Consider the following 15457-nt stretch of genomic DNA (forward strand, 5'->3'; position numbering starts at 1 on the left):
GGGCCCTTGGCGTGTCCGGCGGTTTACCAGCGCAGGCCGAGTTCCCAGGAGGGGGATTCGAAGCTGGCCGTGGCGGTCAGCGTGTAGAAGCTGGCGGGCAGCACGCAGGTCCAGGACCGCGGCGGATCGTTGGCGTAGGCGCCGCCCTTGCAGTTGCCGATGGTGAAGCTGAACCAGGTTTCCTGGGCGCCTGGCCGCAGGATCGCGTCGATGTCGATGGAGATGGTGCCGCCGGGGAAGAAACCCGAAGGCAGGCTGCAGCTCCGGGACGCACTCGGTTCGCAGCGCTTGGTCGGGTTCGCGGCACTGGCCGTGCCTGCTCCGACGAGCACCCCGGCCAGGACTGTCGCGGCCACCGTCGCGGTGGACAAGAGCTTCTTCATCGGCTCCCCAGTGATCTTGGGCCCCGCACGGTGCGGAGATCGCCGGGATCGTAGGCAGGCGGATCAGGCGATCGCCGCCCTTTCATCCTGGGCTGAAGCGGCCAGCTACTTTCGGACAGCACAAAGCCCGGGTGCCAGCACGCACCCGGGCTCCCACACCCCCGCATCCCCTACCGGCCAAAGACCTCCCGCACCCCGGTGATCACCGCGGTGACCTCCTCCTCGGACATGTGCGGCCCGATCGGCAGGCTCAGCACCCGCTCGGCCACCTGCTCGGCCACCGGCAGCTCCCCCCAGGAGCCGGCCGCGTAGGCGGGGGAGCGGTGCACCGGCACCGGGTAGTGGATCAACGTGCCGATCCCCAGCCCGGCCAGCCGTTCCTGCACCGCGTCCCGCTCGGCGCAGCGCACCACGAACAGGTGCCACACCGGCTCGGCCCACACCGGCACCACCGGCAGCACCAGGTCCTCGATGTCGGCCAGTTCGCGCAGGTAGCGGTCGGCGATTTCCTTCCGCCGGTCGTTCCACCGGTCCAGCGCGGGCAGCTTGACCCGCAGCATCGCCGCCTGCAGCTCGTCCAGGCGCGAGTTGGTGGCCTGGATCTCGTGCTGGTACTTCACCCGCGACCCGTAGTTGCGCAGCAGCCGCAGCTTGTCCGCCAGCTCCGCCGAGGAGGTCACCACCGCCCCGCCGTCACCCAGCGCACCCAGGTTCTTGCCGGGGTAGAAGCTGAACGCGGCCGCGACGGACCCCGCCCCGACCCGGCGGCCCTTGTAACGCGCGCCGTGTGCCTGGGCCGCGTCCTCCACCACGTGCAACCCGTGCTCGGCCGCGATCGCCTCCAGGGCGTCCAGGTCGGCGGGCTGCCCGTACAGGTGCACCGGCATGATCGCCTTGGTGCGCGGGGTGATCGCGGCCTCGACCTGCTTGGGGTCGATCAGCAGCGTGTCCTCGTCCGGCTCCACCGGCACCGGCGTGGCGCCTGCGGCCGAGACCGCGAGCCAGCTCGCGATGAAGGTGGCGCTGGGCACGATGACCTCATCGCCGGGACCGATGTCCAGGGCCCGCAGGATGAGTTCCAGTGCGTCACAGCCGCTGCCCACGGCCACGCAGTGCCCGGCCTCGCAGTAGGCGGCGAACTCGGCCTCGAAGGCGGCGAGTTCGGGGCCGAGCAGGAACCAGCCGGAGTCGACGACCCGGCGGTAGGCGGCATCCAGTTCGGCGCGCAGTTCCACATGCGGCGCCTTCAGGTCGAGAAAGGGAACAGGCATCAGAGTTTCCTGGCGTCGCGCTGGAAGTCGGCGTACTCGCGGTAGTAGTCGGCCTCATCGTAGTGCGTTGAGGCGAGTACCAGACCGACCGCGCCGGGGGAGAAGTTAATCAGGTTCCGCCACACCATCGGACCGACGTAGAGACCGCGACTGGGATTGTCCAGGTGGAAACGGTCCCGGTACTGGCCGTCGTCGACGGTGATGTCGAACTTGCCGTGCACCGCGATGATCAGCTGCTCCAGGTTGCGGTGCCCGTGCGCGCCACGGATCGTGGTCGCGGGCAGGTCATACAGGTAGTAGACGCGCTTGATGTCGAATTTGATCTCCTTGCCCGCCTCGACCACGCACAGGTTGCCGCGCGGGTCGTTGTGCTCGGGCAGGTCGACCATCCGGCAGGGCTCGACCTTGCCGACGAGAATTCCTTCATCATTTCGGTAGGCGGGCATGAAAAACCCCCAGGGTCTTCGCCGCACAATGCGACGGCGAATGAACGGCGAATTGGTTCCGGAAAATCGTATGCTCGCGAACACCCCTACTTTTAACCCCTAGAAGCCCCTAAGAACTCATTCGCCGTTCCACTTTCGCAGGGGTGTCGTGGCTCATGATCGAGTCGAGAGGTGGCGGTGGATCGCAACCGGACACAGGGGGCGGGGCATGTGGGCATTGCCCACTTACCCCGTCAGCGGTAGGCTGACGTCGGAGAGGAGGGCGTGATGACCATGCTTGACGACTTCCGGCCGGTCGCGGAAGTCACCGCGGATGAACGGGCACGCGTTCCGGTGGGCAAGGCGGGTGCGCACAAGAACGACCGCTACGCCGTCGCGGTGAACAGTGAGGGCGCGATCCTGCTGACTCCGTTGGCCAGCATTCCGAAGCGGGAACTGCTGGTCTGGGAAAACGATGAGCTGAGGGCCTCGTTGTTCCGGGGGCTCGCTGACGCTGCTGAAGGCAAGGCGCGGTCGCTGGACTGGGTCACGGCCGATGACGACGAGGATGCCGACGAAGCGTGACTGCCCCACCGTTCCAGCTGTTGTACACCGCTGAAGCTGAGCAGGTTCTGGATGATCTGCTTGCCAAGAAGCAGTACGAGGCAAAGCTGAAGAAGGTCCGTAAGGCACTCCGACTGCTCGCGCAGGCAGGCCCTCGACATCCTGGCCTGCACTCGCACGACTACAAGTCGGTCCCCGGACCCGGTGGCGCCACGCTGTGGGAGTCCTATGTGGAGAACAGGACTCCCTCAGCCTGGCGCATCTGGTGGATCTACGGACCTGACGACGGTCAGATCACCATCGTCACGATCGGCCCGCATCCCTGATCACTTGATGACTACGCGCTCACTGCCGTGTCCGGACTGTGCAACCCGGACGGCAGATCAGCCCGCCTGGTCACGTTCAGCTTCTTGTACACCCGGGTCAGGTGCTGCTCCACCGTGCTGATCGTGATGCACAGCTTGCTCGCGATCTGCCGGTTGGTGTGCCCCTGCGCGGCCAGCGCCGCCACCCGCTGCTCGGCGTCGGACAACGCGGTCACCTTGTCCGCGTCCACCTCCACCGGAGCCGGCGGGGCCTCGGCCTCGACGCTGGCCTGACCCGGCACCAGTTCCTCGCACAGCGGCGCCGCCTGGCATTCCCGCGCCAGGTGCCAGGCCCGGCGCAAGGTCATCCGCGCCTGGGTGGAGTCCACCTCGACCTGGGCCTGGCTCAGCTCGCCCAGCGCCCTGGCCAGCTGCAACCGGTCGCCGCCCGCCCTGGACAGCTCGACGGCCTCGGTGAGCAGGGCCAGTCGCCGGTGCGGTTCGCTGATCGCGGCCAGCAGTCGCAGCGTGACGCCGCGGATCCGCGGCCGGTTGGTGCAGTCCATCGCGAGCTGTTCGTCCAGCAACGCCCTGGCCTCATGGTGCTTGCCCAGCCGGATCAGCACCTCGGCGGCGTCACTGCGCCAGGGCACGAACGAGGGCCGGTCCATGCCCCATTCGGCCATCAGTTCCCCGCACAGCCGGAAGTCGCCCAGTGCCGCGTACAACCGGTCCGCGGCCAGGTGGCACCGTCCGCGCGCGGACAGGTATTGCAGTCCGAAGGTGGATTCCAGCATGGCGTCCGGGGTGGGCAGGTTGAGCAGTTCCTCGGCCTCGGCCAGTTTGCCCAGCTCGGTCAGCGCCACGATCAGGCACCCCAGGGGACCCCCTACCGCGACCCCCCAGGTGTGCGGGGTGGTGTGCCGCAGCGCGGTGCGGGCGTGCTGCTCGGCGCCGGACAGATCGCCTTGGCGCAGTGCCAGCGCGGCCCGCACGGAGGCGAACATGGCGTGCCAGCCCGGCGCGTTGCGCTCGGCGGACTCGGCCAGCAGCGCGTCCGCCCAGGGCAGTGCCCGGTCCAGCCGGTCGGCGAAGTAGAGCACCATCAGCGCGGAGACCAGCGCGTCGAAGGTCTTCTCGGACAGCCGGGAGCCCTGCAGCACCTGCTCGGCGTCCATGATCGCGGTCTCTTCCGGACCGACCGCGATCACCTTGCGCAGCGCCAGCCCGGTCTGTAGCCGCGGATCGCGCACCGCGCCGGATTCCGGGGCCAGTTCGGCCGCGGGCAGCTGGGACAGCAGCGGCGGATGCATGCTGAACATCCACTCGCGGGTGATCGCCAGCTCCAGCGCGGTCTGCTTGTCGGTCTGCCCGACCGTCTCGCTGAGCTGCACCATCGCCTCGGCGGCTTCGGCGTTGCGGCCGTGCAGCAGCAGGCAGCGCACCGAGGTCAGCGCGTCCCTGGTGTTCAGCGTGCCCTTGCGCAGCGCCTCGGTCAGCTCGGCCAGGTGCCGGGCCACCACCGCCGGGTTCGCCCGCCGGGCCAGTCCGACCAGCATCATCCGGATGGTTGCCCTGGTCTGGTCGTCGGTGCTGCTGCGGTGCGCCAGCTCCAGGCATTCCACCGCGTACTCGACCCGGTCCTCGGTGAGCGCGTGCTCGCCGGCGGTCCACAGCACCTGCACCGCCCACTGTCCGCCGATCCGGCCTGCGGCCAGGAGGTGCTCGGCGATCGGGGGCGGCGGCGCGCCTTCCAGGTGCAGTCGTTCCGCGGCCCGCAGGTGCAGGTCAGCCCGGGAGTCCGGGGACACGTCGGCCAGCACCGCGGCGCCCACCGCGGGGTGGCGGAATCCGCCGCGCCGGGCCAGTCCGGCCTCGACCAGCGTGTCCACGCCCTGGGTCACCGCTTCGGGGGTCAGCTCCAGCAGTCCGCTCAGCGGCTCGGCCCCGGTGCTGCCCAGTACCGCGACGCCCTGCGCCACCCGCAGCAGCAGCGGGTTGCCGCGGTGCAGGCAGGCCAGCACGGCCTGACCGAACGCCTCGCCGACGGTCAGCCCGCCGTGCGCCTGCGCGGAATGCTGATCCTCCACCAAAGCCCGGACCAGCAACGGGTTCCCGCCGGTCAGCTCGTGGCAGTCGGCGGCCAGGTGCGCCGCGCCCGCCAGCTGCTGCGCCAGCATCTCGGCCACTCCGCGCACCGACAGCGGGGTCAGCCGGATCCGCCGGAAGTGCGGTTGCCGCAACAGTTCCGTGCGGAAGGCAGGGTGCGCCGGGCTCGCCCCGGTCAGCTCGGTGAACAGCACCAGCACCCGGTGCGCGCGCAGCCTGCGGGCCAGGTCCACCAGCACCCGCACCGAGGCCACGTCCGCGTGGTCCACATCGTCGACGGTGAGCACCAGCACCGATTCCGCCGACAGCGCCAGCAGGGTGTCGGCCAGGTCGTGCGCGATCCGCGCCTGGACCCGCTCGGTCACCTCGTTGTCGGGTTCGGTGCGGGTCGCGGTGGCCTGGCCCTCGTCCAGCAGGGCCAGCACCCTGGCCAGGGTCTCCGGCGCCAGTGCCGCGCCCCGCAGCAACTGGCGCAACACACCCAGGGGCATGTTCCGTTCCGCGCGCGTCCCGGTGGCGGTCAGCACGAGGGCGCCCGCCCCGCGTGCGTGCTCGCCGAAGACGTGCAGCAACTCGGTCTTGCCGCTGGCCACCGGTCCCGTGACCATCGCCACCCGGCCGTACGCCGCCGAGGCGTCGGCCAGTAATCGTCGCAGGAAGTCAAGCTGCCCGTCCCGCTCGGCCAAAGCCATGCAGGATTCACCCCATCCCCAGTCCCCAGTGATAGCCCGTTTGGGTGACGGGCTACTCAGCCGGTACGCGGGACGAGAGCTGCGCCACTCCGCCCACGACCGAAATTCACCATAACAGGCAGTTTCTGCCAGGTTCGACCCTAAGCCCGTGACGTGAATCCCACGCTAAGTCGGCATCGAATATTCGGTACGTCAGGGCCACGTCAAGTGTGTCGGCGGCTGTCAGCGCGGCTGGGCGAGAAGCCGGCAGAGCAGTGCGTCCGGGGTCCGCGCCGAGCCCACTCGGCCGGTCCAGGCCACCCCGGCCAGGTGCTCGCCGTCGGCGCACTGCCCCTTGTGCCGCCCGTGCGCGAACTCCCCGCCGCCCGCACTGGCCCGGTTGTCGCCCCGGTTGAACCAGACGGTCCGGTCCGGCCCACCCAGCGCGCGCCCGGCCGGCGCGCACAGCAGCGCGGAGACCGCGGCGCCGCGCACGCTGTAGCCGATCGCCAGCTGCTGCGGCGGGCACTGGAACTTGGTGTAGCCGCTTGCCCAGTCCGCGGTCACGAACCGTTCGTCGGTGATCGCCTGGTGCGTGCCCGGCGTCGGCAGGCCGCCTCCGGTGTCGGTGCACAGGCCGCGGTTGCCGGTGTGGCTCAGCCCGATCAGCCGCTGCCCGTCCGGGCACACCGCCTTGCGCGCGCCCGGATCCCAGTCCGGCAGTCCACGCATCCGCGCTGACTGCACCAGGTCGCCGTGGTCGATGGCCAGCTGCCGCCATTGTGGCGCAACGGGAACCGGCCCGGTCTTGCCCGCCGCGGCGATCAGCCGCCGCCACGCCGGGGCCCGCCAGTCGTCGCCGTCGTCGAGGAACATCCGCCGCCCGGCGGCGTCCCAGTGCGCCAGGGCCCAGCCGTTGCCACGCCGGTTCTCATGCCAGCCGACCAGCGGCCAGTAGGCGAAATCCGCGTCCGCCTTGATCATCTCGTCCACGAAGTTCTCGAACCAGGCCCGCGGTTTGGCCCCGTTCTCCTCGCGTCCGCCCACGCCGAACTCGCTGATCCACACCGGCGCGGTGAAGTGCTGCCCCTGCTCGGTGACGAAGAACGCCTGCCGCCGCAGCACCTCGGTGAGTTCGGCCCGGCTCAGGTCCTGGTATCTCGGGTCGCTGGTCTCGCCGATCCCGGTGGCGCCACTGTGATTCGGCCCGGTGTAGCCGTAGAAGTGCGCCGCGTACACCAGCTTCCCGGACCGCACCAACGTGTTGGACAGTAGCCGCATGGGTTCCAGGGTCGGCCGCCCGTGCGGGAAGCCGTTGACCGGGATGCCGTACCAGTTGATGCCCTCGATCACGATCAGCAGCTCGGGGTTGGCCTCGTTGAGGATCCGGTCCCCGGCCCGCTGCGCCGCGGCGTGCCAGTCCCGCGGATCGCCCAGTCCCCAGTTCGGATCGTCGAGGATGTCGCGCCGCACCTCGTTGTAGAGGTCCGCGCCGACCACCCGGGAGTTGGATCGGTAGCGGCGCGCCATGAACAGCCAGTCCTCCTCCCACTGCTGCGCCGTCTGCGCGGTGTTCCAGCGCTCGTTGCCGTCCACGCCACAGCACCAGCGGGCGGTCGCGGTGTGATTGTTGAGGAACACGGCGAACTTCGCCGTGGTCAGCGCGGTCACCACTGCGTCATAGATCTGCAATGGGGTCTTCCCGCGCAACTCAGGGTTGGCCGCCACCGCCCGGTCGGGCACCGGCGCGCTCTCCCGGATCATTTGATTGGCGAACGGCAGCCGGATGCTGTTGAGCCCCAACGCCTGGAAGCTGCCGATCAGCTCGGCCAGCGGCGCCCGGTCCAGTCCGAGCGGGATGCCCGAACTCATCTCGCCCGCGTGGTGGTTGGCCGGATCGTTGCTGTCCCCGCTGCCGTTCCAGGTGCCGCTCGCGCCGTGCCAGTTCCCGGCCCGCAGCCGGAACCGGTTTCCGTCGGCGTCCACGACGTACCGCCCGCGGGTGCTCAACGGCCCGCGCCACTCCTCGGCAACCGGTTGCCCGGCCGCTGGAACTGTCAGCAGCGAGGCCAGAACTGCCGCCACCACAAGTGCCGAACTGGGCAGATGCCACTTCATACGGTCATGGTGGCGATGCACACAGTGGCCGCGGAACCGACGAACGGCGGCCAGGTGTATGAATGAGTCTGGGGTGGGGACCCGCGCGAACGAGGGACTTGTGGTGATCTTCTGGGACCGGGTCGACGGCACGATCATCGGATACTGTGGGGCTGACCAGGTTGAATGGCTACGCCAGCGGCTGACCGAGTTCGCCGCCCTGATCGACTGGCGGACCGCCCAGTACACCACCGACTACCCCCTCGGCGCCGAACTCGGACTGCCTCTGCCCGCCGGTCCCAGCGGTGAGCCCGCCCTGGAGTTCCTGCTCCGGATGAACCTGGACGAGGACCTGCCCGAGGAAGCCAGACTGCTGTGGGAGCCCGACTTCCTGGCCTGGCTGCGCGAGGGCGTCGACCACGCCGTGCAGGTGCTGCCCACCGATGGTTCGCCGATCGTGCTGCACGACAACCCGGAGACGTTGCGGCACTGGAACGCCGTGCTGTTCAACCTCCGGGTGGCCTACGCGGTGACCTGGGTGCCCGAGGTCCTGCTGCACGACGAACTGCCCGAGCCACCCGCCGACCTGCGCCCCCGCTACGACCACGCCCGCTGGCTCTGGGAAGCCGTGCACAGCCTCGCCAACTTCGCCGACGCCTAACCCGAGTGTTGGCCGTTCTCGTACGCCAAGTTGGCCAAACTCGTACGCCAAGTTGGCCCAAGTGGTACGCCAGGTTGGCCCAAGTCGTACGCGATCGGCTCCGGCGGGTCAGCGGTAGGAGTTGATCAGCCGCTGCATGTGCCGACCAGCCGTCTCCAGCGGCTGCACATCCTGTTTCACCTGCGCTGACACCTCGGCCCCGCTCAACGAGTTCAGCACCGTCGCCGCCAGCTCGCGCGCGAGTCCCTCCGCGAACCCGTTCGACTTCAGCTTTTCGAAAATGATGCTTTCCCAATGGGCGAAGGTCTCGACACAGGCCTGCTGGATCTCCGGTATCTGCCCGGCGGTCTCCAGCGCGGTCGCGGTGACCGGGCAGCCCTCGGCCCAGCCGGTGTCCCGCAGGTAGACGCCGGTCTCCGCGGCCGCCTGGTAGACCGCCTCGGCCGGATCCGGGTGCTTGGCCAGGATCCCGGTCAGCATCTCGGCGAACTCGGCGTCCGCGTGCCGGATCGCGGCCACCGCCAGCTCCTGCTTCCCGCCGGGGAAGAAGTGGTACACCGAGCCCAGCGTCGCACTCGCCTCCCTGGCGATCTGCTTGATGCCGGTGGCCGCGTAGCCCTGCCGCTGCATCAGCTTGGACGTGGTGTGCACGATCCGGTCCCGGGTGCCCAGTGCCTCAGTCACCAGCCCAGCTTACTAAGTAGAGCGTTCGTTCTAGTCTGTGCTACGGTCGGCTCACTAAGTAGAACGTTCGTTTTAGAGAGGGGTACACCTGTGGGGAAGGCAGTGACGATCATCGGACTCGGGCCGATGGGGCAGGCGATGGCGGCGACCTACCTGGACCGCGGCTATCAGGTGACCGTCTGGAACCGCACCGCGAGCAAGGCGGACGCGCTGGTCACCAAGGGCGCGGTGCGCGCGGACACGGTGGCCGAGGCGCTGGGCGCCGGCGGGCCGATCATCCTCAGCCTCACCGACGTCGAGATCATGTACACGATCCTGGAGCCCGCGGTCGCCGCGCTCAAGGGACGCACCCTGGTCAACCTCAGCTCGGACACCCCGTCACGCTCGCGCGCGGCGGCCGAGTGGGCCATCGGCCACGGGGCGGACTACCTCAGCGGTGGCGTGCAGGTCCCGCCCACCATGATCGGCTCCCCGGAGTCCGGCACCTATTACAGCGGCCCGCGCGCGGTCTTCGAGGCCCACCGGGAAACCCTGGAGGTCATCACCAGCGCTGACCACCGGGGCGAGGACCAGGGTCTGGCCGCGCTGTACTACCAGCTCGGCATGACCATCTTCTGGACGAACAACCTCGCCTACCTCCAGGCCCTGGCGATGGCCGAGGCCAACGGCATCAGCGCGGCGGAGTTCCTGCCCTACGCGCAGCGGTCCACCGCGATCGCGACCATGTTCATGCCGGAGACCGCCGTGGAGGTCGACACCAGCACGTACCCCGGCGAGTTCGCCAACATGCTGATGAACTCGGCCAGCACCGACCACGTGCTGCACACCGCGGCCGAGTCCGGAGTGGACACCACGCTGCCGGCCGCGGTGGCGGAGGTCTTCCGCCGGACGGTGGAGGCGGGCCACGGCAAGGTGGGCTTCTCCAGCACCTTCGAGGTGCTGCGCAAACAGCGCGCCTAGTCGTACCGGGGGCTGCCCGGCGTACGCCTGGCAGATGACGCCCGAATCCACCTCGCTGTGGACTCGGGCGTACCCCCGGGCTGCCTAGCGTTGGCCGCGACGACAAGCGGAACGACTAGGGAGTGCACATGCGCATCACGCTAGAGGTCTTCGGCTGGATCGCCCTGGTCAACGGGGTGGGCTCGCTGCTGAACCGGATGATGAACGGCCAGGACTGGGGCTTCCTGATGCGCCCGCTGGCCGAGTACCAGCCCGGCGCCGCCATCGCGTGTGCGATCGCCGGGGTAGCCCTGCTGGCCATCAGTTTTTCGATGAAGGGAGCGGAGAAGGAACGCGCGCGCAGTTAGTCAGCAGCGCTGAATTTCTTTCTCCTGAGTGGAGACGACCATCGGCGACCTCGACCGTGACTGGGCCGTGTGCGAATCCATCTTCATTGTTAGGCAAACCCGTATTCGCCAGTCCCGCGATCACCTGACTAAGGCAGCAAACCCGCCGCGCGGGCCGCGAGTACGGCCTCGGCCCGATCGCTCACCTTGAGCTTGCCGAACAGCCGCTGCAAATAGGTCTTCACCGTCGGCTCGGTCACCGAAAGCCGCTGTGCGATCTCCGGAGTCCGATTCCCGGTGGCGACCAGCCGCAACACCTGCAGCTCCCGCGCGGACAGCCGCGGCGTGCCCCCGCCGTCCTGGACCCGCGCCACCAGCTGGGGCAGCAGATCGGCGGAGATCGGCGTACCACCCGTGCACGCGCCGCGCACCGCGCTGACCAGGTACTCGCTGCTGGAGGACTTCAGAATGAACCCCCGCGCCCCCGCCTCCAGGGCCCTGACCACCTGGTTACGCGCATTGGAGAAGACCAGCAGCGGCACGTCCGGCAGGGTCCGCGCCGCCCGCCGGATGACCTCGACCCCATCCCCGCCAGGCCCCTCGGCCGCCACCTCGACCAGCAACACATCCGGCGCCTCAGCGGTCAGTCCACCCAGGGCCTGCTCCCAGCCATCGGCCCAGCCGACCAGGTCGATGTCGGCCTGATTCCGGAACACCGCGCGCAATCCCTCGGCCACGATCGGCTGCGGATCCACGAGGAAGACCCGGAACTCCGGAGAATGGGTATTCGGCGCTTGACTGGCCGCTAGGGTGCTGTTCATCGCGTTCCCGGGGGTTGAATGGGACGAATGACAACTGCTGTCATCCGGTGCGGACTACAAGGGCTGTCGTCTTGGCGGCGGACATTTCTTTGTGTTCCGATCACGCGTGCTATTTGGTTTTGGCTTTTTCTGGGTGGAGCGTGCTGCTTCGTGCAGATTTTCCTGAGTGTATCACGATTATTGAATTACTTAGTAGGTGCTTCAAACTTTTGATTCCGCGTAATATAGACCCCAGCTCGGGCGATGTCTACCGGCCCGCCGCATGCTTCCGCCAGTGGGCGAGACTGCGGCGGGTGGCGAGGGTGCCTGGGTGGTCTGGTCCGAGGATGCGGATGCGGTCGGCCAGTACCGCTTCGTGATTGGTGATCGCGGTGGTGGTGTCTCCTGCTTGGCCGCGCCAGTAGGCGAGGTTGTGGCGGGTGGCGAGGGTGCCTGGGTGGTCTGGTCCGAGGATGCGGATGCGGTCGGCCAGTACCGCTTCGTGATTGGTGATCGCGGTGGTGGTGTCTCCTGCTTGGCCGCGCCGGTTGGCGAGGTTGTGGCGGGTGGACAGGGTGGTGGGGTGGTCTGGTCCGAGGATGCGGATGCAGTCGGCCAGCAGCGCCTTGTAGTCGGTGATCGCGGTGGTGGGGTCGCCTGCTGGGCCATGCCAGTAGACGAGGTCGTGGCGAGTGTTGAGGGTGTCGAGGTGGTCTGGTCCGAGGATGCGGATGCGGTCGGTGAGAACCGTTTGGAGTTCGGTGATCGCGGTGGTGGTGTCTCCTGCTTCGCTGCGCCAGTAGGCGAGGTTGTGGCGGGCGGTGAGGGTGCCGACGTGGTCTAGTCCGAGATGTCTCTCAGCAACGGTCCGCAACTGCTCGAAGTAGCTGGCGGCCTCGGATACTCGTCCGCACTGACCCAGACTGCGGCCCGCCTCGAATAGCACGACATGGCCGCTCGAATCCCAGAGGTGTTGCTCGGCGATGGCGTGCAAAGTCATGGTGTTCGCGCGAAGCACCTGGGACAGCGTTGTGTCCTTCTCAATCTCAGGCCACACCTCGGTCAGGGCATCCGCTGCACACCGGGCAAGTGACTTCAGTTGAGTCTCGAACAGGCTGTCGCGGGTTGTCCGCTGCACCAGTGCGTGCACCCGGACCGCGCGGTGTGGCTTCTGGGCATCGTGGTTGATCAAACTCAGTCTATGTAGGCAGCGCAGGGCATCTCGTGCCCCGGCTGCGGTCACCGGGTGTTCCGCGACCTTCCCCAAGTACTCCCGAACCGCCTCGCTCACAAAGACATTGCCCGGAATCCCGTTCGGATCCAGCACGCTTGCCAGTTCCAGCAAGGGCTTCGCGAGCCCGGCCGGGTTGAGGTCGTTCGCCAGCTGCACCGACAACGCCCAGGTGCGAGCCACCGGCTCCCGATGATCCTCCGGCAAGCAGTCCTGCTCTGGAGCCAATGACTCCAGTGAGTTTCCCTGATCCGCCAAGCGTTCCCGGTACTCGGCACAGGTGATGTCCCGATCGAGCACATAGGCCGCCGCCTGAGCCAACGCCAGCGGCAGGTGCCCCAGATCGTTCGCCAGATTCTCCGCCTCTGCCAACAGATGCGAGTGATCGGCGAGCTTGAGTTCCAGGAACGCCAACGATTCCGCCGGACTGAACGTGTCCACATCGACAACCCGCCGGTTCGTCCCTCGCATCGCCGAGTCCCGGCGCCGAGTCGTCACCACCACCTGCCCGACGCTCGTCGTCGGCGGCCACAGATCCCTGAGATCCGCCGGAGACTGCACGTCATCCAGCACGATCAGCCAACGCCCGGTCATCGTGGCCAGGTAAGCCAGGAACCGCTTCGCCGGCGCGTCCGGATCCGTCGACTGGTAACCGGTCAAGTCCGCGATGATCGTCGCGTACTCCGTCAGGATCGCCTGCCGCGAGGTAGCCGTGATCCACACCAGCAGCTCAACCTGATCCGCCACCGACTCCGCGTAGTTCGCCGCCAGCTGAGTCTTGCCAACCCCACCCAGTCCGGCCAGCACACTCGTCCCACCAGCCGACCCCGTGAGCACCGCCGTCGCCCCCGACGCCACCGTCGCCGCCAGCTCCTCCGCGACCGCCCGCTCCTGAAAGCAGTCCACCCGCGACGGCACCACCCCATACCGCCGCGGCCCACCAGCCTGCTGCGGGACCTGGTTGTAGTGCACGCCGCCATAGATGGCCCCCGCCTGCACGCCTTCGAGGCGCTCGGCCGAGTTGTGCGTGTCCGAACCCATCCCCGAATGATCCCGCACGCTCCGTGTCTACCCAGTCACAGCCCCATACCGCTCCGCTTCTCTAGATGTCCATGACAACTTCAGTGTCGAGTGAAATCCCGCCGTTAACACCGAAACGTGCTGCAAGCGTCACAGTCACCGAGCGTTGTCTGGAGAGGAACAAGATCAGGGGAGACGACCGTCACTCTGGGTGGTTATGGTTACGGAAGGTAGCAATCTTGTCCCCGAATTAGGGACCTAAACGCACCCGCTTGGCTCAATCTTGTTTCGGTCAATTGTGCTTCTCGGCCCAATTTATTTACTGATAGTTGGCCTATGTGTGCGCCGTCTCTTGTCCACCGGCGGGCGCTAGTCCGTCTGGCGGTATTGACGCAGGGGGGTCGTGTTGCATTGTTACCGCTGTTCTGCGTTTGATCTGCCTTCGGGAGTCGCGGCCCGATGAGTCATGTCACCGATGAGGGGTCTGTCGTTCCATGTCGTCATACCGCGACGCCTGCGTGGCACAAGTCACTGTTGAGGCCGAGTGGCTGTCCCGCACCCTGTCCACCCTGGTCCGCAAGCATCAGGTTCCTGGCGCCCAGCTCGCTGTGCAGGTCAACGGCGAGACCATCACCGCCGAGGCCGGCGAGCTGCGCTACGGCGGCGGCACACCGGTAACCCGGGACACCGCCTTCCCGATCGGCTCGGTCACCAAGGCCGCCACCGCAGCGCTGGCGATGCTGCTGGTCGCCGACGACGATCTTGAGCTGGACTCGGACGTCACCGAGCACCTTCCTGAACTCGGCGCGCCGCTGACGCTGCGCCAGTTGCTCAGCCACACCAGCGGGCTGGCCTCCGGGCCGGACTCGGCGGTCGCCGCCACGATGTCCCTGCGCCGCTTCGTCTCCGAGCACTGCCGCACCCCCGAACTGGTGCTGCCGGCCGGCGCGGGCTTCTCCTACTCCAACCTCGGTTACGCCGTCGTCGGGCGGCTGATCGAGGAGGTCACCGGCATGACCTGGTGGGAGGCGATCGAGTCGATCCTGTTCCGCCCGTTGGGCATCCGGCCCGCGTTTGTGGTCGCGCCCAACCCGCTGACCTCGGTCAACGTCGCCAGCGGGCACGCGGTCAACACCTCGCACGGACGCACCCGCCCGGTCCTGCAGTCCCTCGTGCTGGGTGAGGCCCCGGCCGGGGCACTCGCGATCAGCGCCGCGGACCTGCTGCGTTTTGGTCTGCTGCAACTGGATCCGGCGGAGAGCGGCCTGCCCGAACTGCTCCCGGCCGAACTGGCCGAGGAGATGCGCCGCATCCAGCCGGGCGCGGACCCGATCGGCCTGGCCGACGGGTGGGGGCTCGGGTTCGGCGTCTTCCGCACCGGGGTGCAGCAGTGGGTCGGGCACGACGGCAACGCCGACGGCACCGACGCGCACCTGCGGGTCAACGCCGACAGCGGCCAGGCCGTCGCCTTCACCAGCAACGGCAACACCGGCATCGGCCTGTGGGCGGAACTTGTCGACGAGCTGGCCGCGGCCGGGATCGAGGTCGGCAGCTACCGGCTGGACGTGCCGGGGCAGCGCACCACGGTGCCGCCGGAGATCTTCGGCAGCTATCACAACGGCGACACCGAGTACACCGTCACCCCGGCCGAGGACGCCACGCTGCGCCTGGCCATCGACGGTGAGATCGTCGCCCGGCTCACCCCGCACGAAGGGCTCATGTTCGCCCAACAGGACTGGGAATCGGGACAACTCGTCCATCCCGGCCGTTTTCTTCGCGACCCGGTAACCGGTGTGCTGGACCGAATTCAGGTTTCCGGCCGACTGGCCCGGCGCACGGTCGGCAGCGGCCGCTGTTAGCAGCGGGAACTGACCCGCTTCAACGCCGTCCGACTAGCTCCTGCATACGCCGTCTGCTGGCGTGGTTTTGCCGCGCCTGAAAGGTTTTGAG

General features: G+C 68.2%; 14 protein-coding genes. 6 read left to right on the forward strand and 8 right to left on the reverse strand.

Annotation, left to right across the window (positions count from 1 at the left end):
* Window positions 1-23 precede the first annotated feature (23 nt).
* The 3 genes from ACTOWY_RS31625 to ACTOWY_RS31635 form a co-directional block, all read right to left on the reverse strand.
* Complete coding sequence (locus ACTOWY_RS31625) at window positions 24-383, reverse strand: hypothetical protein (RefSeq protein WP_441313265.1); 360 nt, start codon at window positions 381-383, stop codon at window positions 24-26.
* Between the two features lie 170 nt (window positions 384-553).
* Window positions 554-1654 (reverse strand): DegT/DnrJ/EryC1/StrS family aminotransferase, encoded by a 1101-nt coding sequence (locus ACTOWY_RS31630; protein ID WP_441313266.1) that lies wholly within the window; start codon window positions 1652-1654, stop codon window positions 554-556.
* Window positions 1654-2100, reverse strand: coding sequence for a sugar 3,4-ketoisomerase (locus tag ACTOWY_RS31635; RefSeq protein ID WP_185003012.1), 447 nt, complete (start codon window positions 2098-2100; stop codon window positions 1654-1656). Before ACTOWY_RS31635 ends, ACTOWY_RS31630 begins: the two co-directional genes overlap by 1 nt.
* A gap of 267 nt (window positions 2101-2367) precedes the next feature.
* On the opposite strand from ACTOWY_RS31635, the gene ACTOWY_RS31640 reads away from it, so the two are divergent.
* Together ACTOWY_RS31640 and ACTOWY_RS31645 are read left to right on the forward strand one after the other, a co-directional pair.
* Complete coding sequence (locus ACTOWY_RS31640) at window positions 2368-2664, forward strand: hypothetical protein (protein WP_441313267.1); 297 nt, start codon at window positions 2368-2370, stop codon at window positions 2662-2664.
* On the forward strand, window positions 2661-2969 hold the full coding sequence (locus ACTOWY_RS31645) for a hypothetical protein (protein ID WP_441313268.1): 309 nt from the start codon (window positions 2661-2663) through the stop codon (window positions 2967-2969). The genes ACTOWY_RS31640 and ACTOWY_RS31645 overlap by 4 nt, the downstream gene beginning before the upstream one ends.
* 11 nt (window positions 2970-2980) lie before the next feature.
* Here ACTOWY_RS31645 and ACTOWY_RS31650 read toward each other — a convergent pair whose 3' ends face one another.
* Window positions 2981-5749 carry an AAA family ATPase gene (locus ACTOWY_RS31650; protein WP_441313269.1) on the reverse strand — a complete coding sequence of 923 codons (2769 nt, stop codon included), beginning with the start codon at window positions 5747-5749 and terminating at the stop codon, window positions 2981-2983.
* A gap of 222 nt (window positions 5750-5971) precedes the next feature.
* The gene (locus ACTOWY_RS31655; RefSeq protein WP_441313270.1) at window positions 5972-7846 is read right to left on the reverse strand and encodes a glycoside hydrolase family 5 protein; all 1875 of its coding nucleotides are present in this window, start codon (window positions 7844-7846) and stop codon (window positions 5972-5974) included.
* 103 nt (window positions 7847-7949) lie between these two features.
* On the opposite strand from ACTOWY_RS31655, the gene ACTOWY_RS31660 reads away from it, so the two are divergent.
* Complete coding sequence (locus ACTOWY_RS31660; RefSeq protein ID WP_441313271.1) at window positions 7950-8486, forward strand: DUF2017 family protein; 537 nt, start codon at window positions 7950-7952, stop codon at window positions 8484-8486.
* Window positions 8487-8594: 108 nt separating this feature from the next.
* Here ACTOWY_RS31660 and ACTOWY_RS31665 read toward each other — a convergent pair whose 3' ends face one another.
* The gene (locus ACTOWY_RS31665) at window positions 8595-9170 is read right to left on the reverse strand and encodes a TetR/AcrR family transcriptional regulator (RefSeq protein ID WP_441313272.1); all 576 of its coding nucleotides are present in this window, start codon (window positions 9168-9170) and stop codon (window positions 8595-8597) included.
* Between the two features lie 102 nt (window positions 9171-9272).
* Between ACTOWY_RS31665 and ACTOWY_RS31670 the strand changes: the two genes are divergently transcribed.
* Together ACTOWY_RS31670 and ACTOWY_RS31675 are read left to right on the forward strand one after the other, a co-directional pair.
* Window positions 9273-10130, forward strand: coding sequence for an NAD(P)-dependent oxidoreductase (locus tag ACTOWY_RS31670; protein WP_441313273.1), 858 nt, complete (start codon window positions 9273-9275; stop codon window positions 10128-10130).
* 128 nt (window positions 10131-10258) lie between these two features.
* Window positions 10259-10477, forward strand: coding sequence for a hypothetical protein (locus ACTOWY_RS31675; protein ID WP_441313274.1), 219 nt, complete (start codon window positions 10259-10261; stop codon window positions 10475-10477).
* 128 nt (window positions 10478-10605) lie between these two features.
* On the opposite strand, the gene ACTOWY_RS31680 is transcribed toward ACTOWY_RS31675, so the two are convergent.
* Together ACTOWY_RS31680 and ACTOWY_RS31685 are read right to left on the reverse strand one after the other, a co-directional pair.
* Window positions 10606-11211: a LuxR C-terminal-related transcriptional regulator gene (locus tag ACTOWY_RS31680; protein ID WP_441313275.1), complete on the reverse strand. Its 606-nt coding sequence runs from the start codon at window positions 11209-11211 to the stop codon at window positions 10606-10608.
* Window positions 11212-11524: 313 nt separating this feature from the next.
* Complete coding sequence (locus tag ACTOWY_RS31685) at window positions 11525-13528, reverse strand: tetratricopeptide repeat protein (RefSeq protein ID WP_441313276.1); 2004 nt, start codon at window positions 13526-13528, stop codon at window positions 11525-11527.
* 497 nt (window positions 13529-14025) lie between these two features.
* Between ACTOWY_RS31685 and ACTOWY_RS31690 the strand changes: the two genes are divergently transcribed.
* A complete protein-coding gene (locus ACTOWY_RS31690) occupies window positions 14026-15366 on the forward strand; it encodes a serine hydrolase domain-containing protein (protein ID WP_441313277.1) in 1341 nt (446 codons plus the stop codon).
* The last annotated feature ends 91 nt before the right edge of the window (window positions 15367-15457 follow it).

It is taken from the genome of Crossiella sp. CA198 (assembly GCF_052078295.1).
GTDB lineage: Bacteria > Actinomycetota > Actinomycetes > Mycobacteriales > Pseudonocardiaceae > Crossiella.

Coding starts and splice junctions, on each gene's coding strand:
- ACTOWY_RS31625 (WP_441313265.1), bottom strand. CDS start 383: ATGAAGAAGCTCTTGTCCACCGCGACGGTGGCCGCGACAGTCCTGGCC.
- ACTOWY_RS31630 (WP_441313266.1), bottom strand. CDS start 1,654: ATGCCTGTTCCCTTTCTCGACCTGAAGGCGCCGCATGTGGAACTGCGC.
- ACTOWY_RS31635 (WP_185003012.1), bottom strand. CDS start 2,100: ATGCCCGCCTACCGAAATGATGAAGGAATTCTCGTCGGCAAGGTCGAG.
- ACTOWY_RS31640 (WP_441313267.1), top strand. CDS start 2,368: ATGACCATGCTTGACGACTTCCGGCCGGTCGCGGAAGTCACCGCGGAT.
- ACTOWY_RS31650 (WP_441313269.1), bottom strand. CDS start 5,749: ATGGCTTTGGCCGAGCGGGACGGGCAGCTTGACTTCCTGCGACGATTA.
- ACTOWY_RS31655 (WP_441313270.1), bottom strand. CDS start 7,846: ATGAAGTGGCATCTGCCCAGTTCGGCACTTGTGGTGGCGGCAGTTCTG.
- ACTOWY_RS31675 (WP_441313274.1), top strand. CDS start 10,259: ATGCGCATCACGCTAGAGGTCTTCGGCTGGATCGCCCTGGTCAACGGG.
- ACTOWY_RS31685 (WP_441313276.1), bottom strand. CDS start 13,528: ATGGGTTCGGACACGCACAACTCGGCCGAGCGCCTCGAAGGCGTGCAG.